Origin of the sequence: Allobaculum sp. Allo2 (genome assembly GCF_022701175.1) — a bacterium.
In the GTDB taxonomy this organism is placed as follows: domain Bacteria; phylum Bacillota_I; class Bacilli_A; order Erysipelotrichales; family Erysipelotrichaceae; genus Allobaculum; species Allobaculum fili.
This window is the reverse complement of the sequence record NZ_CP078088.1, coordinates 2,559,514-2,578,744: the sequence shown is the minus strand read 5'-3', so window position 1 is coordinate 2,578,744 and position 19,231 is coordinate 2,559,514. Positions and strand designations below refer to the sequence as shown.

The window sequence follows — 19,231 nt, the reverse complement described above, 5'->3', positions numbered from 1 at the left end:
AACAGTATCTGTATCTTCATTTGAAGTCTTTGAGATATACTCTCAATTTTAGTTTTTATCAATTGAAAACTGTTCCACTTTGGTCGGAAGGGGGCCTCCCTGTCATAGTTATCGGAACCCTGCTCTTCCGGGTGAATACATCAGGCCACTTTTCTTGTTAAGGCACGAGAAATACGACCTGTTCAAGATTGATGGATATATACCATATTTAAATATAAAGCAGGTTTCTGAATTTTCTGAAACAGAAATGAGATCCTGTGTCTGCAAAACAGGAAGATCAGACCGCTTGTCGCTTGCATCAGAAATTGCACCTCCTTGGACAGACAAAAAAGCGCTGGCTAGGCAGCGCTCTCTGAATCGTGCTGCGGAATGAATTTTTCCATCTCCTGAGCAATGGCGTCATTCTCGTAAATGCCCTGGTCGCGGCAGGCGCAATGGAAGTCATAGCATAAATCCAGCGGCATACAAACATTTGATGATGATTTCGGGATTTACGTCTTTCTTCTTTTGGAAATATACCAGTGCAGGAAGACTCCAATAAGGACAATCACGATGAGGCTGGATATCGCCTGAATCAGATAGTAATGCGTGCTGTGCATGAATTTTGGTTACCATGTGCAGAAAAGACATTCGAATCCATTCCAAAGGCGGTGTGTCGATTTACCCGCTCGCTTACAGCAGCAGGGCGATTAGTGAACTGACCAGATCCACAAGGAATTGGGGAGCGGAAAGAAGCAGGGAACAGTAGAGAAGATCTTCCAGAGCTCTTTTGATTCTGGATCGGGTACGTGATTTGCTTTTGCAGGAGCGATCTTCAGTCAAATCGGGATTCGATTCATGGTACATCGGTTTTTACCTCGCTTTCTGCAGACTTGAAGTCCAAAGATGAAGAATAAGAAATTCAGAAGATTGAGGATTCCCAAACACCCGAATCCGAAAAGGCAGAATCCGGGCTTTCAGGATGCGCCCGAGAAAATGGATGAAAAAATGAAAAAGAAATGCGGACAGAGCACTGGAGAACGTGGAAAACTTTCAAAATGGAAATTTTACCCGTCTTCGCGGATCCTTCCGCCCTGTACCAGCGATGATTTTTGATTTACGCTTCCTGAATCGGACTGAGAATGCTGGCAAGTGAATCCCGCATTTCCAGGTGCAGGCATCTGCTGCTCAGTCTTTCTGAAAAACAGATCATTCAAAGGTTAGGAGAATCGCATATGACAACGAGGGAGAACGTATTAAGCGCAGAAGAAAAGAAATTAGTCTTACGCAAAGCGAACTGGCGGAGCGTCTTGGCTACACCAGCAAAGCTGCGATCAGCCGCATTGAACGCGGCGAGAACAATTTCCCGCTCAACAACATTGAGGCGTGGGAAAAGCTCTGCATACCACCCGCGATTACCTTCTCAGCAAATCCGACATGAATGATCTCAACGGCCAGTCCTTTACCTGGACAGCCAGGGATAATGTCATGAATAAAATCGACGCCGGCGATACTGTGAAATTGGACAAGACCTCCGCTGCGCAGAGCGGCGATCTGGTTCTAGCGGATGTGAATGGCGCCATCGTCGTGCGCCGCCTGATTCAGAAAGACGGCGTGACGATGCTGCGGGCTGACAATCCGGATTACGAAGATTTCTTCAATCCGAAGTTTCAAATTCTTGGGGTTGCGGTTTCGGTAGAGAAGGTGCTTCATTAAATGCTTTTGAACGGTACGTTCTAACCGTTTCTGCCGTATCTTCTCCCTATCCTGTCCGCGTTGAGTCGAGCGTTCGCTCCGGATTTGTTAAAATTCAGGAGCTGTCCACTCAGTCTGAATGGGACGAGCGAATCCTGCTAAAGCTGGCAGGCTGACCGGTCGCTTTGCAGGCGACACTTAAAAACGGCGGGAAGATTTACCGCGAAACAAAACGGGGAATCCGGCGCACGATAAGGTGAATATTACGCGCGGTTGTGCGGGACTGCCGGCAGGATGGACAGACGCAGCTGCAGGAGAGAAAACGGAAATGAAACTGGTATCGAGAATGACACCCGCTCTGCTAAAAAGTGGAACGAGACGCAGACGATGGAAGAAAAGGATCTTTGTGGACTGGTTTTCTGCATGCCCAATGGCGCAGATGCGCTCTGGTCCAGACCAGAGCCGGAAGATCTGGAAATTGTAGTGGACAGACAAAATCTCAAAAATCCCGTGGAAGGCAAAACGGATCTTGTGCGGACCTGGACGAGTGTGAAAGACACGCCGCTTCGCCATCCGCACGCGTTTTCCATACGGCCTGCGGCTTCAATTGAGCGGACCTGCGTACTGATGAACACGTCGATGATTGATGAAAAATGGGTTCGACCGGCTTTGAAGCCGCTCCTTGCCCCGGATGACGAAGTTTGCGTTCTGGCATTCAGCTTTTTTGACGATACGAAAACGCTTGAGGATTGGAACCGTCAGTACAAGAAGGGCCAGGGCATCTGGTACCGCTCGAATACGGATGTGTTTTTCGCCTACGGCCTGAAAGAAAAACAGATTCACTGGGTCAATTACTTCACCGACTCCATCCCGCAGATGAAAGAAGCCATTCTTAATTCCAGTGTGCTTCTTCTGACTGGCGGCGCGCCGGATCTGATGTATCGGCGCATTCGGGAAAAGAAGCTTTCCGGCCTGCTTCGGCGCTATCAGGGTCTGGTGATCGGCTATTCCGCCGGCGCCATGATCCAGCTTAGGGAATACCACATTACCCCGGATGAAGATTATCCGCAGTTCTGCTGGAAAAACGGACTCGGCTATCTCACGGACTTCGATGTGGAAGTGCATTTTCAGAACACGCCCCATCAGCTCCGGCATATTGAGCGGGCACTGAGCGAACGCCACCGTCCGGTTTATGCGATCGACGAAAAAGGCGGCATGATTGTTCAGCCCGATGGAACAAAAAGCTTCTTCGGAGCGGTGACATGCTTCGATCCAAAAACCAAATAAGCAGGAAAACGGAAAGTAAGAAAACTGACAAAGAGACAATCCGGGCGGCACAGAATGACGTGACATAGGATGACGTATAGTTACGCGTTATTCTTTAAAAACCGCCTGCCTGTCGATGATGAAATTCCGAAATATAAAGTCCAGGGCATGCCCTGGCTTTTTGGCAAAAGAAAAAGGCGGCTTTTGCTTTGATTTGCGAAGGCCGCCCTTTGAAGTTCATGGGTGAGGATAGATCCGTGAATTACAAGTCTAAGTTAAAACGTACGAAGTTCGAGTGTGGATTCCAAGATGGAACGTTCGATCCGGCGAAGCTCTTCTTTACGACGGCTAACCGGGATCATGGCTGTGATTTCGTCATCATCGTAGCCAACGACCATATTCTTTTCGGATAACATGATCGGTCGTTTCAGAACCGACGGGTTTCTCTGGATAAAACGAGTGAGCTGGGTCAGTGACATTTCATCGATTTCTTCCTTCAGTGTGAGATACGCTTTTGAACGTGTCGAGATAATGTCTTCTGTACCGTTTTCGCAACGGGAAAGCAGATATTTGATCTCAGCTTCAGAAAGCAGGTTGGAGAAGATATTCTTTTCAACAAAATTAATGTGGTTATCTTCGAGCCATCTTTTTGCCTTGCGGCAGCTTGCGCATCCAGGCGACGTGTAGAACAATACGGCATCTTTCATATTATTTTTCCTCCGAAACATAATTGTTTCCTTTTTCTTGATAGGTCAGTGTCTTAGATTTGCATTTCCTGAAGGAATGCATTTCTTAATTGCATCTTTATTTTATGTCTTACCCGAGTAAAGATGCAACCTTTTTAGAAAGAAAATCCGAAAACTTTATTTGCAGCAATCGTCCTTTAAATAAAGGGGGAATCAATAATAACTAATTTGAACGCGCTTTCATTGAGGTACATTTGAGTTCTTAATATTGTGGCGAAAGCGTTAAATTGATGAGAAAAGTGGCAAATAGAGCTAGTCTTGCCCTTTCTCGGTTTAAACGCAGAGCGGATAATTTGTACAATTTGTTTTTTATGAAGATAAAAATCAATCAAATTTGTACATTCGTTGCGTGAAATGGCTCTCATGAATCTTTATATTCTTTCTTAGCCTTAACATTATCTTTATACGAATTAAGGATTTTTTAATTTTTGATACTCAAAAGCCGCATTCCTTTTGCGGATATGTCCGATGATTTTCTTGCGATTTGCCCAGATTCAGGCTGCTCTGGGGCACATTCATTCTATGAGGATAAATATCCCATTAATATAAGACGGAATATAAATCCGAATCAGATGAAATAAAATGACGATATGCATAATATCCGCTCTCCAGCGGGCAAAAAATTGAAACGGCATCCATAAAATCCTCTATAATGATTTGTGACCCAGCAAGGAGAGAAACAAAATGGAAATTATTGAAGTACTTAACAATAACCAGAGTTACCTCGAAGATTTCATCACCCGGGTTGTCTACAACTCGAACGCTCTTGAGGGCAGTACCCTGACGCGTAATGAAACCTACGCGCTGACCTTTGACTCCAACCATTGCGCCATCAACGCCAATGCCAAGGAGATTCATCAGGCGATCAACCACAAGCGTGCCATGATGCAGATGCTAAAGCGTCTGAACGCCGGCGAACCGCTGACGGCCGAATATCTGATGTCCGTCAACGATACGATCAACGAAAACATCATGTTCGGCGGAGCCTATCGTGAAGATCCGGCTATCGTATCCGGATCGACCAAGGTATTCCCAGGACCTGATGAAATCGAATCCTTCCTGAACCGTTTCATTGCCAAATATAATGACCTCGTTAAAAACGGATTTACGATGGAAGACGTAGCGGACATGCACATTTCGTTTGAGAACATTCATCCGTTCTCGGATGGAAACGGACGCACCGGCCGCATTCTGATCAACTCTATGCTGATCGCCAACAACCAGACCCCGATTGTCATCCCTCTCGAGATGCGCAATGACTACATCAAACTGCTGGAAACCAACAATGTAAAAGACATGGCCAAGATGTTCACCGGCCTTCAGGAAAAGAAGCTGAACGTCTGAAAACGTTCGCGGATCTGCAGTAGTCTTCTCTTTCGCTTTACCCATTATCAGAAATCAGAAAAGCAGCTTTCGGGCTGCTTTTTTGCTGGGCGGGGAACGGGAGATGCGCATAGGAAGGAACATAGACAGGAAGGGACATAGATAGGAGGCCCACAGAAAGAAACAAAAGATACAAACAAAAGATACATAGGAAGGGCAAAGTGAGACGCAAAATTTTCTCACGGCACAGATCCCTGAAACCATATCCCTGTATATCCATATATGGGGAAGATATATGGGGAAGCGGGCCTCTGGTACGGATCGGCAGAAAAGAATGCAAAGAGGCCGGCAGCAGGTCTGGAAAACGGATACAAATTTTGCATTCTTCCGATGCATGAAAACGGTTTACAGGTACAATAGGGAAGCGCGCAAAGCGCAGAAGGGAATTTAAATCATGCTTACTCCAGGAACACCGGCTCCGGATTTCACGCTGCCGGATCAGGATGGAAATCTGCACACGCTCTCTTGCTATAGAGGAAAGAAAGTCGTTCTGTATTTTTATCCGAAAGACAATACGTCTGGCTGTACAAAACAGGCCTGCAGTTACCGGGACCATTTTGAAGACTTTGAAAAGGAAGGCGCGGTCGTCATCGGCATTTCCAAGGATACGATCCGCTCCCACGCCAACTTCAAAGCCAAATATGAGCTTCCGTTTCTGCTGCTCGCCGATCCGGAACGAAAGGTTCTCCATGAATACGATGTCGTAAAGGAAAAGACCATGTATGGGAAAAAGGTTCTCGGTACCGTACGGACAACGTACCTGATCGATGAAAACGGCATCATTCTCAAAGCCTATGAGAAGGTCAAGCCGGAAACCGACAGCGAGACGGTTTTAAAGGATATTGAAAACGCAAAGCTCTAAGCCAAACCGTGCAAGGCACAAATCCTGCTTGTGCCTGACTATGTTAAAATTGATACAGATTCATCCGTAGAACGGAGGACGAATTCTGCCCAGCGCTTCCATTGCCCGCCATTCCTTATTAAGCGAAAGGGAAGGTTTATCATCGAGCGGCACTGCGAGGCACCGTTTAAACAAAAATCAGTTGCGGATGAGGGAGGATAAGATGATTAAACGAATTGGCATTCTTACTTCCGGCGGCGATTCCCCGGAATGAACGCAGCGGTACGTGCCATCACTCGTGTAGGCATCAATGCCGGACTGGAAGTCTATGGAATTTTCAACGGATATAAAGGAATGGTTGAAGGCTATATCGAGCCGCTCACTTCCGAATCCGTCAGCGAAATTCTTACCCGGGGCGGAACCGTTCTCGGGTCTGCCCGTCTGCCGGAATTCAAGGATGTGGAAGTCCGTAAAAAGCCATCAAGCAGCTTGAACGCCGCGGCATTAACGCTGTAGTTGTTATTGGCGGTGACGGTTCTTACCGAGGCGCGCTTGAACTGACTCACATGGGCATTAACTGCATTGGTCTGCCGGGAACGATTGATAATGATATTACATGTACGGATTTTACGATCGGATTCATGACAGCTCTCGAAACAATTGTCGATGCAGTCGATAAACTGCGGGATACATCCAACTCGCATCACCGCTGCTCCATTGTAGAAGTCATGGGAAACCGCTGCGGCGACCTCGCCCTGTGGGCAGGTATCGCCTGCGGAGCGGAAATCGTTGTTACCAGCGAAAGCGGTTTTGATGAGCAGGATATTCTCGATCGTCTGCGCGATCTCGATCAGATTAAAAAGAAAAAGCACGCGATCATCATCATTTCGGAAAAAATTACCGATGTTCACCAGTTTGCGAAAAAGTTACGCTCAATACCGGCTTCTCCGGCCGGGCTACCGTTCTTGGTCACATCCAGCGCGGCGGCTCGCCCTGCCCGTTTGACCGTATGCTCGCCAGCCAAATGGGCGAGAAGGCCGTGGACTTGCTGATGCAGGGCATCGGCGGACAGTGTGTCGCTATCCGGAATAACAAGATCACGTCTTTCCCGATCGAAAAAGCACTTGTTATGCCGTCTGAATCGAAAAACCGCTCACCAACCTGTTCGAACGTCTCGGATAGAGAGATCATTCGTGCAATTGCGAGGGGAATGGTTTAAAATCTCAACGGATTCAACTCTAGAGGTGTATGTATGGATAAAAAACAAAAGTTGTATGTACGATCGGCCCAGCCAGCGAAAACCCTGAAATGATCGCAAAGCTGGTCGAAGAAGGTATGAACATCTGCCGTCTGAACTTCTCTCACGGCGATTATGAGGAACATGGAGCACGGATCGAGCGCATCCGCCAGGTTTCCAAGGAAATGAAAAAACCGATTGGTATCATGCTCGATACCAAGGGCCCGGAAATTCGTCTTGGCAAATTTGAAGACGGCGGCGTCCAGTTTGAAAAAGGCGACGTAGTGACCATCGTCAACGATGCGGAACTGCTCGGCAACCGCGAAAGATTTGCGATCAGCGTACCGGAAGTTTTTAACGATGTAAAACCCGGCGACTTCATCCTGATGGATGACGGTAAAATGCGCGTGGATATTACGGAAGTTACTCCAGGCAAGGAATTCAAAGGAATTGTAGCCAACCCCCACTTCCTGAAGTCTAAGAAGGGCTGCAACCTGCCAGGAATCATTCTTTCCATGCCTTTCCTTTCCAAGAAAGATGAAGCGGATCTGCGCTTTGGTGCGAAAAACGATATCGACTACGTAGCTCTGAGCTTTGTACGTCGTAAAGAAGACGTTCTTGCGGTTCGGGATGTTCTCATTTCCGAAGGCAAGGATGATATTCAGATCATTGCGAAAATCGAAAACCAGGAAGGTTTCGACAACCTGCCTGACATTCTGGAAGTAGCCGACGGCATCATGGTTGCCCGCGGTGACCTCGGCGTGAACGTATCACTCGAATACGTACCAATCTACCAGAAACAGATGATCAAAATGGCAAACGATGCCGGCAAGCCGGTTATCACCGCTACCCACATGCTCGAATCCATGCAGGGCAACCCGCGTCCGACTCGTGCAGAAGCCAGTGACGTTGCCAATGCGATCATGGATGGCACCGATGCGGTTATGACTTCCGCTGAAACAGCTGCAGGAAGCTATCCAGCAGAAGCCGTTCATACATTCACAAAAATTGCCAATGCCATCGAACCGATGATTGACTACAAGAAACGTCTGGCTGATGGTATTGCTTCTTCCAAGCGCAACATGAGCGACTCCATCGCCATTTCCGCTGCGGAAACCGCTCTGGCCATGGACATCAAGGCCATCATTGCCTTCACACAGTCCGGCCTGACCGCTAAACGTCTGGCGAAATTCCGTCCGGAAGCACCGATCATTGCGGTAACTTTCGATGAAAAAGTTCAGCGCTCTCTGCTTCCTGTCTTCGGTGTACAGCCTGTCGTTACCGACGTGCAGAACACCCAGCAGAACGACGTTCAGCTCGCTCGCAACATCGCTCTGAAAAACGGTCTGCATCACGGAGACAACATCATCGTTGTAGCCGGCTATCCAGTTGGAAGCGGATCGACCAACATGATGAAAATCGTTACTGTCTAAACCGACTGACGATTCTTCCGCTTAATTTGATTTCCTTTCAGGAGCTGCAATAAAACTCTGTGGCTCCTGTTTTTTATGCATTTATTTTTATTTTTTGCTTATTTATTTGCGTCCGGCCAGGAGAGGGGCGATCTGTCCGGTTCTTCCATCGCAAAACCGGCCAATCCGGTTCGTGAAGGCTATACGTTTGAGGGCTGGTTTACGGATTCCGAAGGCAAAAACGCCTTTAACTTCGAAACGGCAAAACCAGAAACCGATACCGTGATTTACGCCAGGTGTACGCGGATCCTCACAGCCCTGGATGCCCCGGCTAAACTCAGAGTTAGCACATCCCGTAGTGAAACCGGCGTACTGAGCGGAACATTCCGCTGGGATGCAGTAGAAGCGGGTGAAGGAAAAGTCAGCGGGTATGGCGTGACGCTGACGGATCCGGATGGAATCGACTGGACGCAGGGCGGCATGGCCGGAACGTAAACCGAGTTTGCGACGGCTCTGACCAAAGAAGGCGATTGGACAATTACCGTTACCGCAGTGGGCAGCGAAGAAAACGGTTCGAGCGACAGCCAATCGGCAACGCTGACCGTCCGCGTCACCTTCGATGCGCAGATCGAGGAAGAATCGGAAGATGTTCTCTGCCTTTGTGCATCTTCCATCACGAAGCTGAGCGATCCGGTTCCCACCGGCTACACGTCTGAAGGCTGGTTTACAGAGGAAAGCTGCACGAACAAATTCGATTTTGCGCAGGCAAACCGGAGCAGAGCCTGACCCTGTACGCCTAGTGGGCCGAAGAAGAACCGGTTGTGGAACTGAACTGGACGCTTCTGAATCAGGCCATTGCCAAAGGCCAGAACGTCAATACGAAGCTGGCCAGCTATCAGGACAAAGACAAGAGTGAATTCTCCGCAGCCTTTGGACGCGCAAAAGCGCTCAGAAGTGCAGAAGAGGTCACGCAGTCGGAAATTGACCGCATGGCCAGAGAACTCGCTTCGGCAGAACTTGTTCTTCGTCTGAAATCCAGTAAAGATCTGCTGAACCTTGAATAATCCGGCTGATCGAGCAGGAAATCAAGGCAGTCGGATTCTTCCCGATTTACAATGGAAACCGAATTGCCAAAGAATTCAAAGGCCGGCTGCAGAGCGAAATCTGCAGCCGCCTTTCTTTATATGGTTATGTTCGAGTTACATGGTTATGTTCGAGTTCGTCAGGGAATGGGTATATTCGTGTTCTTCCGGCGTAAGTTCTTCGGATTGGGTTCTGGGTTCTGCGCCCGGTCCGGTTTCAGGCCCATGCTGCCGTGCAGGGCTGCCTGCTGACCATCCAGGAAAACGCGGAAAGAAGAGTAATGAAGATCGCTCAGGACAGAGATCGCAGGCAGATATAAAAATAGATAGGCAGTATCAATTCATAATCATTTCCCTTCAGTTTTATGCGCAAATCACTCACTTCATCGCGGAAAAACAAGCGGGGTGCTCTTGAGTGTAAGCGTGCACAATGCTAACCTGAAATCATGAGACCATCTGTGATGGATGGAAAGAGGAGGAAACATGAGGAAAGCTTCCAGAAAGATCGCAAGCAGCTTTTTAGCCGCTGCTATGCTGATCCCCTCATTCCGTTGTTTACGCAACTGGAACGACGACAATCAGCAATGACGTGAACGTTGTCTACTCTGCAGGCATTGACCAGTACACGAAAGATCATGCAGCAGATGTTTTCAAGCTTCTTGGCGAGGATGTAAAACTCACGACGAGCGATGCTGCTGTTGAGGGAAAAACAAACCTGCTGGTCGGAATCCAGGGCGAGGATTCTCCGGCGAAAACCTACTTTGACACGCATACCATTACGGCTGAGGATCTCTTTTCCAAGACCGATAGCTATGCGCTTGAAATTCAGGATGGAACGATTGCCATTCTGGGCGTTTCTACCGATGCCGCCTTCTATGGCCTGACTTCGCTGAAACACATCTTCAAACAGGTGGAAAACAAGGAAGTTCGAAACCTGCGCATGGAAGACTTCGCGGACGTTAAGACCCGCGGATTTATCGAAGGCTACTACGGAAACCCGTGGTCCTTTGAAGACCGTGCGGATCTGATGACATTTGGCGGCGACTATAAGCTCAACGGCTATTTCTACGCCCCGAAAGACGACCCCAAGCACAATGCAAAATGGCGTGAACTGTATACCGAAGAAGAACTGAAAAACCACGCCATGCTGGCGGAAGCGGGAAACAAATCCAAATGCTATTACATTTACGCGCTTCATCCCTTTATGACCAATGCGATCAGCTTCGGTTCCAACTACCAGAGCGATCTGAAGATCATCAAGGACAAGTTTGAACAGATGATGGGTGTGGGCGTAAAACAGTTCGCCATTCTGGCTGACGATGCCGGTGTTCCAGGCGGCGAACCGCAGAACTACGTAACGCTCATGACCGATCTGACCAACTGGCTCAAAACCAAGCAGTCCGAATATCCGGGCCTGAAAACCGACATGATTTTCTGTCCGAACGACTATATGGGCAACGGCAGCAGCCAGCAGATGCAGACGCTCAAGCAGCTGCCGGATTCCGTTTCGATCATCGAAACCGGAGGACGTGTCTGGGGTGAAGTCGGTCCTTCCTTTAACAACCGTTTCTATTCCAACATGGGGCGTCCAGCGTTCATGTGGATCAACTGGCCTTGCTCGGACAACACCAAGGATTCCCTGATCATGGGTGCCGCGCTGACCTTCCTGAAACCGAATACGAATCCGGAAACCGTGAACGGTATCGTTCTGAACCCGATGCAGCAGTCGGAACCGTCCAAAGAGGCGATCTTCACCAATGCGGACTACGCCTGGAACATCTGGACTTCGGAAGAAAAATACGATTCCGTATGGCACGATTCCTTTAACTATATCGACCATGGCGATTCCACAGATACCATCGGTTCTGCCGCGTATCGTGAACTGTCCAAGCACATGCAGTATTCGAGAGCTGTGAACACGGAAGAATCCGTTGAAATCAAGGATGCCATGAGCGCTCTGGGCAATAAGCTGGCAGCCGGCGACGCGACCGTCGTCGACGATGTAAAAGCGCTCCGTCCTGAATTCGAAAAACTGCACCAGGCCGCCCTGGATTACCGTGAATATACCGGCAACGAACGTACCCTTGGCCAGATCACGTACTGGATTGATGCCTGGGAAGATACGACCGATGCGATTCTTGGCTACTTCGATACCATCGACAAGCTGGAAAGCGGCGCACCGCTGTCGGAAATCTGGGATTCGTTCTCCGCAGCACAGGCTGCCCGCGACCAGTCCGAAACGCATAAACTCTGGTACATCGATCACTGGGAATATGCGAAAGCCGGAACGAAATACGTCACTCCGTTCATGAACCGTCTGGACACGCTTCTGTCTGACCAGATTCTGCCGCTCGTTGATCCGAGTGCAGACCGCGTTCATATCATTACCAACCGTATCGATACGCCGACCGGCTCCATGGCCAACGCCACCGATGGCAATCCGAATACGGAAATCATTTACAAAACCCCAAGCAAAGTAGAACCTGGCGATTACATCGGTGTCATGCGCACAACCCCGATTGATGTCGATTCTGTCAGCATCCTTCTTGGTCAGTCCGGAAACCTGAACGATACATTCCCGTCCGCCAAACTGCAGTACACCCAGGATGGCGTAAACTGGATCGATATCGGAGAAGAAACGAGCAGTACCACCGACATGAGCCAGACTGGCCTTGGCCTGAAAAACGTTCTGGGCATGCGCGTTCTGTGCACAGGCAGTAACCCGAACATCTGGCTTGGCGTCCGTGACTTTGTCCTCAATCCAGAAGCCGGAGGCGACAGCGGGGAAACCGGAGAAGGCTCCTTCTCCCTCCCTGCAGGAAATGGCGCATATCAGACGAACACGAAAGAGAAAGCCTATGACGGCGATGCTTCCACGTACCTGTGGACCAACCAGAAAGCCGCTGTCGGCGATACCTTTACCTGGACATACGGCGAAGAAGTCCGCGCACGCAACGTCCATATCATTATGGGCAACGGCTCTTCCGCCGATAAATGGACCAGCTTCGTTCTCGAAACGTCTGTAGACGGAACGAACTGGACCGAACACAAAACGTTCACCAGTACGCCAAAAGGCGCCGATGAATACAACTTCGACCTGCAGAACGCATCGGTAAAATACGTGCGTCTGCGCAACCTCGAAGCGGTAGAAAATTGGGTTCAGCTTTCTGAATTTACTGTAGAAACCGAAGCTGGCGATCCGTACAACGCCAGCCATCTGATGACCAACACCGACATTGAAGCCGGCGTCTTCTTCACCGCAGCCGAAAGCAAACTGAAGGCGGAAGGCAGCATTACGCTCCAGCCGGGCGAATACCTCGGTATGGATCTGGAACGCATCGTTGAGATGGAATCGATTGATCCAGGAACTGATGCAGCAGGTCTGAGCGTTCAGACAAGCCGCAACGATTACGAATGGCAGGCATTTGATGCCAAAGATCCGATTGGCCGCTATGTCCGTCTGATCAACAATACCGACCAGCCGGTAACCTTCACCATCGACGATGTAATGACCGTTACATGCAAGACCGAAGCGGTGATCAAGCTGGATTCCTCGACGATGGGCAAAGATGACGAGTACGGCTATCAGGATACCCGCAATAACGGCGCAGCCTTTGACGGCGACGTAGATACGACAACCCTCTTTGCGGACTACCCGAAAGCGGGCCAGAACATCATCTACGATCTTGGACAGCTCCGTCCGGTTTCCAAAGTGACGATTTACACGCAGGATTCCGCAACCAACTACCTGACCGACTTCAAAGTCTCTGTTTCTGCCGATAAGGGAAACTGGACCGAAGTCTTTACAATCGGTGATGGTCAGCCCGATACCAATGAGCTGACAGTCAATGCGGTAAACTCCGAACTCTTTACCGCGTCTTCCACCTATCCAAACAAAGTCATGGCTTCCGGCGAAATTACTTCGACGAATGCCCGCTACGTGAAGATTGAGTTCACTGCCGATAACGACGTTCGCTTCGCTGGCTTCAATGAAATTGAAATTAATGACGGCGCGTACGTTCCGGTTTACAACGCCGCATTCCGTACGGATTCCGCACAGCGCGAAGACTATATTCCAGCTAACCTGGTTGACGGCAGTCTTGCTACCGCATGGACACCGGATACCGATGCAGCCGGATTCATCGAATACGACTACCCGAAGGCCTCGAAAAGAACCACTTCAACGTCATCACCAAAGGCGACGCCAGCAAGGCTGCCTTCTCCGTTCTTGGCGTTAAAGACGGCGAAAAGAAATGGTACGACCTCGGAACGCTCGACCATTCGCTCAGCCAGTTCGCAGTCGATATCGATAAAGTGCTGACCGTGAAGATCAGCTGGCCGGAAGGCACACAGCCAGTCGTTTCGGAAATCATCGCCTACAAGGCATCCCTCGAAGAAATCGATACGACGCTGCTGAAAGCCGCAATCGATAAAGGCGAAGGTCTCACGCTGAGTGATTTCAACGAAGCGTCCCAGAGTGCCCTTGGGGCCGGACTTGACAGCGCAAAAGCGGCTTACCGCAATAAGCGCAGTCAGGAAGCGGTCGATGCAGCAGCCAAGAGCCTGAACGATGTTCTGCTCGAAGCCCGAAAGACCCCTTCGGCTTCTGCACTCGAAGAAATCTAAGTTTTACCCCGAACGCACAGATTCGATTTTGTGAAAACGGAATGATGAAATATAAATCTGGTCCCGGATTTGGACGATGCCTGGATGGCTTCCAAATCCGGGGCCGTTTTTGTGCAGGAGAGGGCACGACAGAACGAGATCGGAACGCGGTTTAAAACGCGCTGAATAGAAACCCAGTACATAGAATTCCGGCACTCGCACAGAAAGACAGGAAAATAAATAGAAAATAAATAGAAAATAAATATTGGAAACAGCGCAAGATCCTATCCGACACGGATAGGATCTGAGTGAAAAAGTATCATTCCTTGATCTGAAAGAATTCCTTGAAAACGCTTGAGTGAATACGCTCTCAATGGTACGCTTAATCCGCTGCACCATTTTGAATGGTGTCATAAGGAGGAAAAATGAGGAAAACTTCCAGGAAAATTGCGAGCAGCTTTTTAGCCGCCGCAATGCTGATTCCTTCATTCAGCCTGCCCGCTGCCGCATCCGAACCGGATACGGGAGCCGCAAGCGCTGAATATAAAATTTATCCGACGCCGCAGTCTGTTGTGTACGGAACAGGCGCGACGACGGTTTCTAAGGATGTCCATGTCGTGTATTCGGCAGGAATTGACCAGTTCACAAAAGACCATGCCAAAGAGGTATTCGCTCTGCTCGGTCAGGACGTAACCCTGAGCGAAGGCGACACGCCAGAAGAGGGCAAAACCAATCTGCTCGTCGGAATCCAGGGCGAGGAATCCCCGCAGCGGATTATTTTGAAACCCATACGATTGCAGCCAAAGATCTGTTTGAAAAGACCGACAGCTATGCGCTGGAAATCGGCGAGGGAACGATTGCCATTCTGGGCGTATCGACCGATGCGGCCTTTACGGCCTGACGTCGCTGAAGCATATTTTCTCGCAGGTGGAAAACCGTGAGGTCCGCAGCCTGCGCATCGAAGATTTTGCCGACGTCAAAACCCGCGGCTTCATTGAAGGCTACTACGGAAACCCGTGGAGCCACGAAGACCGTCTCGATTTAATGAAATTTGGCGGCGACTATAAGCTCAACGGCTACTTCTATGCGCCAAAAGATGACCCGAAGCATAACGCCAAATGGCGGGAACTGTATACGGAAGACGAGCTGCAGAAGCATAAAGAGCTTGCAGAAGCCGGCAACAAATCCAAGTGCTACTACATTTACGCGCTGCACCCCTTCATGCATAATGCCGTGAATTTCGGAGATAACTATGCGCGCGATCTGAAGATCATCGAGGACAAATTCGAACAGCTGATGCAGGTCGGCGTAAAACAGTTCGCAATTCTGGCAGACGATGCCGCGGTGCCTGGCGGCAATCCGCAAAACTACGTCACGCTCATGACGGATCTGACCGAATGGATCAAAACTAAGCAGTCCGAATATCCGGGTCTGAAATCCGACATGATTTTCTGCCCGGCGGATTACATGGGCAACGGCTCGAGCGCGGAAATGCAGACGCTCAAGCAGCTGCCGGATTCGGTTTCCATCGTGCAGACCGGCGGCCGGATCTGGGGCGAAGTCGGACCTTCGTTCAACGATCCTTTTATGAACGAATGGGACGCCCGGCGTTCATGTGGATCAACTGGCCATGCTCCGACAATACGAAAGACGGCCTGATCATGGGCGGTGCCGAAGCGGTACTCAAGCCCAATACCAATCCAAATACGGTTAACGGCATCGTTCTGAACCCGATGCAGCAGTCGGAGCCCAGCAAGCAGGGTCTGTTCACCAACGCCGATTATGCGTGGAATATCTGGAGCGACGCGGATCACTACACTCAGGTATGGAACGACTCCTTCGCCTATATCGACCATGGAACCGGTAAAGAAACCGCGGGTTCGAACGCCTATCGCGAGCTTTCCAAGCACATGAAAAACTCGAAGCAGATCGGCAACAGCGAATCCGAAGAACTCAGTCCGAAGCTGGACGCTTTTAAAGCAAAGCTGACTGGAAACCAGACGATTACGGACGAAGACATCGCCGAAATCCGCGCTGAATTTGAGAAGCTGCGTGATGCCGCAAGAACGTATCGCGAAGAAACCGGAAACAAACGGACGCTCTCGCAGATCATTTACTGGATTGACGCATGGGATGATACGACCAGCGCGGTGCTCGGCTATCTCGATGCCCTCAGCGCACTGAATCACGGCGAATCCACCGCGGCGGTATGGGATCATTTTGCGAGCGCCCAGAACGCCAAGACCCAGGCGGGAACCCATGGCTTCCATTACGTGGATCATACGGAATACGCCAAGGCGGGCCGCATTCACATCACGCCGTTCATGAACGCACTGGATTCGGCGCTTTCCGCACGGATTCTTCCGCTGATCGACCCGAACCTGGATACGGCGACGTTCATTACCAGCCGTTCGGATACGCCGGAAGGATCGCTGGACAATGTGTTTGACGGCAATGCCTCGACGCAGATCGTTTTCAAAACGCCAAGCACCCTTTCTGCAGGCGACTACGTTGGTGTCATATATACCCAGCCGAAAGACATTTACGAAATTCAGTTCCTGCTCGGTCAGTCCGGCAACCTGAATGATACGTTCTCCAAAGCCAAAGTGCAGATCACCGCGGACGGTAAAACCTGGACCGATCTGAATGACACCGTGTATACAACGCCGCAGGAAATCCATCTGAGTGATCTCGATCTGAAGGGCGTGCGAGGAGTCCGTGTTCTTTCTACCGAAGACAAAACCAACACCTGGCTTGGCGTTCGCGACATTCGAATCAATCCGGAGCAGGGGGAGCAGTGAGATCGAACTGCCTTCTTCCACCTTCACGCTGGGAGACGGCTGCGCCTACTATCAGCAGAGCACGGCGGATCAGATGACGGATGGCGATACGTCCACCTTCGCCTGGATTTCAACGCCAGGCGATTACGCACCAGTCGGCCCGATCGTAACCCGTACGTTCTCGGAGGCCGTTCAGCTTAACGAAATCGTCTTTGTCAACGGCGGCGCGAAAAACGATAAGCTCACGCATTTCGCTCTGGAATACTCCGAAGACGGTACCACATGGAAAACCGCCGGCGAGTATACCGATCCAAAACCGGAGTCGGCGCAAAGTACCTTCCGTGTAAAACTTCATGGTGCAAGCGTAAAAGCCATTCGCATTAATAACCTGGAAAGCGTCCACAAATGGCTCCAGATTGCCGAATTCAACGTCGTTCCAGGCGACGGTTCGGATTACGATACAGAACATCTGATCACCAATGCGGACAGCACCAGCGCGGTAACTTCGGAAATCGAAAACGGCCGCCAGCTGCTGACCAGCGATGGTCAGAATCTCGTCCTCAAAGCTGGGGAATACGCCGGCGTTGATCTTGGCGAGATTACGAAAATCGCGTCGCTTACGCACGGAGACCTGGGCAGCCTGTCACTGGAAGTTTCCCGCAACGGATACGAATGGGTAAGCGTTGCAGCGGATGCGTCCAGTGCAGAAGATGCCCGCTATGTACGTCTGATCAATACGACGGATGCTTCCGTTTCCGCAGATCTCAGTACGCCGCTTTCGGTAACGGTAACGAAGATCAGCGGTCCGTACCGTCTCTCGGATACGGTCGGCATTACGTCCGCCGGCTGGGCGAGCGAAGATACGCGTGACAATGGAGCGGCGTTTGACGGCGATGTGGATACCACCACCGAATTCGCCACGCTCCCCGCAAAAGGCTCCGAAATTATTTATGACCTCGGTCAGAACCGCTCGATTTCCAAACTGGAAATCGTAAACCAGGACAGCGCCGTCAACTATATCCGCGACGCGAAAATCCAGATTTCCAGCGACCTTGAAAACTGGACGGACGTTATGGAAATCGGTGACGGTGTGGAAAACACGGATGACGCAGACGTAACGGCCAAGGATGCCGATGCCGGCTACATGGCCAGCAGCCGCTATCCGAACAAGGTTACCAAAGTCGGAACGCTCGAAACCGCGCAGGACGCCCGCTATATCCGCATTTATTTCACCGCAGGCAACGCCAGCCGGGCCGTACTGTTCAATGAAATTCTGATCAACGACGGCGAATACAAATCCGTTCCGCATCCAGCCGTAACGGCTGCTGTGGAAGAAGCGCAAAACCACAGCGCGCTCAACATGTTCGACAGCGATCTGTCCACGTCCTACAAACCAGCCTCCAGCCAGGCCGGATCGGTACAGTATGATTTCTCCGACGAGCTCGATGCCAATACGCTGAACATCATTCAGAAAGGCACTTTGAGCAATGCCACCGTTTCGGTTCGCGCGGTCAATACAGACGGCAAGATTGAATGGAAAACTCTTGGTCATCTGGTACGTTCGCTGAACACGATGGGGTCGAACGATATCGATAAGATTCTGTCCGTGAAGATCGAATGGACGGATGGAAACGCGCCGGAAATTTCGGAAATCATCCGCTTCACCAGCGAGAATCCGACCGTGCAGAATCTGGATTATTCCCAGCTTCTTCTGGCCTGGAACAAGGCGACCGCGCAGCAGTCTTCCTTTGTGAACGGATCCGATCTGGAAGAAGCGATCACGCAGGCGCATGAAGTCATCAACGCTGCTTCCGCTTCCCAGAACGAGATTAACGAAGCCGCCAGAGCCCTGAACAGTGCACTGCTGACGATGCGCATTGCACCGGAAGCTGACCGCCTGAACGGTCTGAAGTAAGACGAGTTCTTTCCAGGTCATCAGGATTCATCGTCTTTCTCAACCCATTACGCCGCAGTAAACCGCAGCCATACGCTGCGGCTGCTGCGGTGTTTTTGCGTGCAGTCCAGATCGTTCAAAACTCGTTCGCGCGCTGTAAGCGGCTTGAAAAATGGAAAAAACGGTCGAAAACCGGCAGGAAAACGTATCAATCCCCGCGTATGGCCGAGGGGATTTTCGGGAATCTATGGTTTTTTCGATTTTCGCTAAAATGAAAACACTGATTCCGTCCGCATCCGACAGGCGGAATC

17 protein-coding genes and 4 pseudogenes are annotated in these 19,231 nt (G+C 50.3%); 18 read left to right on the top strand and 3 right to left on the bottom strand.

The genetic code is table 11. The features are described 5' to 3' along the window. Nucleotides 1-338 precede the first annotated feature (338 nt). Nucleotides 339-464, bottom strand: a complete 126-nt coding sequence (locus KWG61_RS16600; RefSeq protein WP_255658196.1) for a hypothetical protein — start codon at nt 462-464, stop codon at nt 339-341. Between the two features lie 208 nt (nt 465-672). After that, nucleotides 673-846 (bottom strand): hypothetical protein, encoded by a 174-nt coding sequence (locus KWG61_RS14795; RefSeq protein WP_242744481.1) that lies wholly within the window; start codon nt 844-846, stop codon nt 673-675. A gap of 361 nt (nt 847-1,207) precedes the next feature. On the opposite strand from KWG61_RS14795, the gene KWG61_RS17865 reads away from it, so the two are divergent. The 3 genes from KWG61_RS17865 (at nt 1,208) to KWG61_RS14785 (ending at nt 2,961) form a co-directional block, all read left to right on the top strand. Continuing rightward, nucleotides 1,208-1,420 (top strand): helix-turn-helix domain-containing protein, encoded by a 213-nt coding sequence (locus KWG61_RS17865; protein ID WP_367614405.1) that lies wholly within the window; start codon nt 1,208-1,210, stop codon nt 1,418-1,420. After that, on the top strand, nt 1,366-1,695 hold the full coding sequence (locus KWG61_RS14790; RefSeq protein ID WP_256460715.1) for a LexA family transcriptional regulator: 330 nt from the start codon (nt 1,366-1,368) through the stop codon (nt 1,693-1,695). Before KWG61_RS17865 ends, KWG61_RS14790 begins: the two co-directional genes overlap by 55 nt. Nucleotides 1,696-2,061: 366 nt before the next feature. Further along, on the top strand, nt 2,062-2,961 hold the full coding sequence (locus KWG61_RS14785; RefSeq protein WP_242744479.1) for a Type 1 glutamine amidotransferase-like domain-containing protein: 900 nt from the start codon (nt 2,062-2,064) through the stop codon (nt 2,959-2,961). Nucleotides 2,962-3,215: 254 nt separating this feature from the next. On the opposite strand, the gene spx is transcribed toward KWG61_RS14785, so the two are convergent. Beyond that, on the bottom strand, nt 3,216-3,647 hold the full coding sequence (gene spx, locus KWG61_RS14780; protein ID WP_230267190.1) for a transcriptional regulator Spx: 432 nt from the start codon (nt 3,645-3,647) through the stop codon (nt 3,216-3,218). 723 nt (nt 3,648-4,370) lie between these two features. Between spx and KWG61_RS14775 the strand changes: the two genes are divergently transcribed. The 15 genes and pseudogenes from KWG61_RS14775 (at nt 4,371) to KWG61_RS14715 (ending at nt 18,941) form a co-directional block, all read left to right on the top strand. Next, a complete protein-coding gene (locus tag KWG61_RS14775) occupies nt 4,371-5,030 on the top strand; it encodes a Fic family protein (protein ID WP_242744477.1) in 660 nt (219 codons plus the stop codon). A gap of 433 nt (nt 5,031-5,463) precedes the next feature. Beyond that, on the top strand, nt 5,464-5,931 hold the full coding sequence (locus KWG61_RS14770) for a peroxiredoxin (RefSeq protein WP_230267192.1): 468 nt from the start codon (nt 5,464-5,466) through the stop codon (nt 5,929-5,931). A gap of 249 nt (nt 5,932-6,180) precedes the next feature. Next, nucleotides 6,181-6,901 (top strand): annotated as a pseudogene (locus KWG61_RS14765) (ATP-dependent 6-phosphofructokinase); the annotation flags it as partial. Nucleotides 6,902-6,934: 33 nt separating this feature from the next. Next, complete coding sequence (locus KWG61_RS17860) at nt 6,935-7,129, top strand: hypothetical protein (protein ID WP_367614418.1); 195 nt, start codon at nt 6,935-6,937, stop codon at nt 7,127-7,129. A gap of 41 nt (nt 7,130-7,170) precedes the next feature. Next, nucleotides 7,171-8,580: pseudogene (pyk, locus tag KWG61_RS14760) on the top strand (pyruvate kinase); the annotation flags it as partial. Between the two features lie 75 nt (nt 8,581-8,655). Further along, nucleotides 8,656-9,054, top strand: coding sequence for an InlB B-repeat-containing protein (locus tag KWG61_RS14755; protein WP_230267195.1), 399 nt, complete (start codon nt 8,656-8,658; stop codon nt 9,052-9,054). A gap of 57 nt (nt 9,055-9,111) precedes the next feature. Continuing rightward, nucleotides 9,112-9,345, top strand: coding sequence for an InlB B-repeat-containing protein (locus KWG61_RS14750; protein WP_230267196.1), 234 nt, complete (start codon nt 9,112-9,114; stop codon nt 9,343-9,345). 35 nt (nt 9,346-9,380) lie between these two features. Then, nucleotides 9,381-9,623, top strand: coding sequence for a hypothetical protein (locus KWG61_RS14745; RefSeq protein WP_230267197.1), 243 nt, complete (start codon nt 9,381-9,383; stop codon nt 9,621-9,623). A 571-nt stretch (nt 9,624-10,194) separates the two neighbouring features. Further along, nucleotides 10,195-10,578 (top strand): annotated as a pseudogene (locus KWG61_RS16595) (glycoside hydrolase family 20 zincin-like fold domain-containing protein); the annotation flags it as partial. 3 nt (nt 10,579-10,581) lie between these two features. Next, nucleotides 10,582-13,962 (top strand): beta-N-acetylglucosaminidase domain-containing protein, encoded by a 3,381-nt coding sequence (locus KWG61_RS14740; protein ID WP_256460897.1) that lies wholly within the window; start codon nt 10,582-10,584, stop codon nt 13,960-13,962. A 2-nt stretch (nt 13,963-13,964) separates the two neighbouring features. Then, the gene (locus KWG61_RS14735) at nt 13,965-14,267 is read left to right on the top strand and encodes a hypothetical protein (RefSeq protein WP_242744471.1); all 303 of its coding nucleotides are present in this window, start codon (nt 13,965-13,967) and stop codon (nt 14,265-14,267) included. A 404-nt stretch (nt 14,268-14,671) separates the two neighbouring features. After that, nucleotides 14,672-15,187 (top strand): glycoside hydrolase family 20 zincin-like fold domain-containing protein, encoded by a 516-nt coding sequence (locus KWG61_RS14730; protein ID WP_242744469.1) that lies wholly within the window; start codon nt 14,672-14,674, stop codon nt 15,185-15,187. Between the two features lie 103 nt (nt 15,188-15,290). Continuing rightward, a pseudogene (locus KWG61_RS14725) lies at nt 15,291-16,060 on the top strand (beta-N-acetylglucosaminidase domain-containing protein); the annotation flags it as partial. Between the two features lie 96 nt (nt 16,061-16,156). After that, a complete protein-coding gene (locus KWG61_RS14720) occupies nt 16,157-17,047 on the top strand; it encodes a discoidin domain-containing protein (RefSeq protein WP_367614404.1) in 891 nt (296 codons plus the stop codon). After that, a complete protein-coding gene (locus KWG61_RS14715; protein ID WP_242744464.1) occupies nt 17,001-18,941 on the top strand; it encodes a discoidin domain-containing protein in 1,941 nt (646 codons plus the stop codon). Before KWG61_RS14720 ends, KWG61_RS14715 begins: the two co-directional genes overlap by 47 nt. The last annotated feature ends 290 nt before the right edge of the window (nt 18,942-19,231 follow it).

Excerpts from the sequence above, each read along its gene's own strand:
- KWG61_RS14755 (WP_230267195.1), top strand. The coding sequence starts at position 8,656 with ATGCATTTATTTTTATTTTTTGCTTATTTATTTGCGTCCGGCCAGGAG.
- KWG61_RS14785 (WP_242744479.1), top strand. The coding sequence starts at position 2,062 with ATGGAAGAAAAGGATCTTTGTGGACTGGTTTTCTGCATGCCCAATGGC.
- KWG61_RS14770 (WP_230267192.1), top strand. The coding sequence starts at position 5,464 with ATGCTTACTCCAGGAACACCGGCTCCGGATTTCACGCTGCCGGATCAG.
- spx (WP_230267190.1), bottom strand. The coding sequence starts at position 3,647 with ATGAAAGATGCCGTATTGTTCTACACGTCGCCTGGATGCGCAAGCTGC.
- KWG61_RS14795 (WP_242744481.1), bottom strand. The coding sequence starts at position 846 with ATGTACCATGAATCGAATCCCGATTTGACTGAAGATCGCTCCTGCAAA.
- KWG61_RS16600 (WP_255658196.1), bottom strand. The coding sequence starts at position 464 with ATGCCGCTGGATTTATGCTATGACTTCCATTGCGCCTGCCGCGACCAG.
- KWG61_RS17860 (WP_367614418.1), top strand. The coding sequence starts at position 6,935 with ATGGGCGAGAAGGCCGTGGACTTGCTGATGCAGGGCATCGGCGGACAG.
- KWG61_RS14740 (WP_256460897.1), top strand. The coding sequence starts at position 10,582 with ATGGAAGACTTCGCGGACGTTAAGACCCGCGGATTTATCGAAGGCTAC.
- KWG61_RS14775 (WP_242744477.1), top strand. The coding sequence starts at position 4,371 with ATGGAAATTATTGAAGTACTTAACAATAACCAGAGTTACCTCGAAGAT.
- KWG61_RS14730 (WP_242744469.1), top strand. The coding sequence starts at position 14,672 with ATGAGGAAAACTTCCAGGAAAATTGCGAGCAGCTTTTTAGCCGCCGCA.
- KWG61_RS14720 (WP_367614404.1), top strand. The coding sequence starts at position 16,157 with ATGAAAAACTCGAAGCAGATCGGCAACAGCGAATCCGAAGAACTCAGT.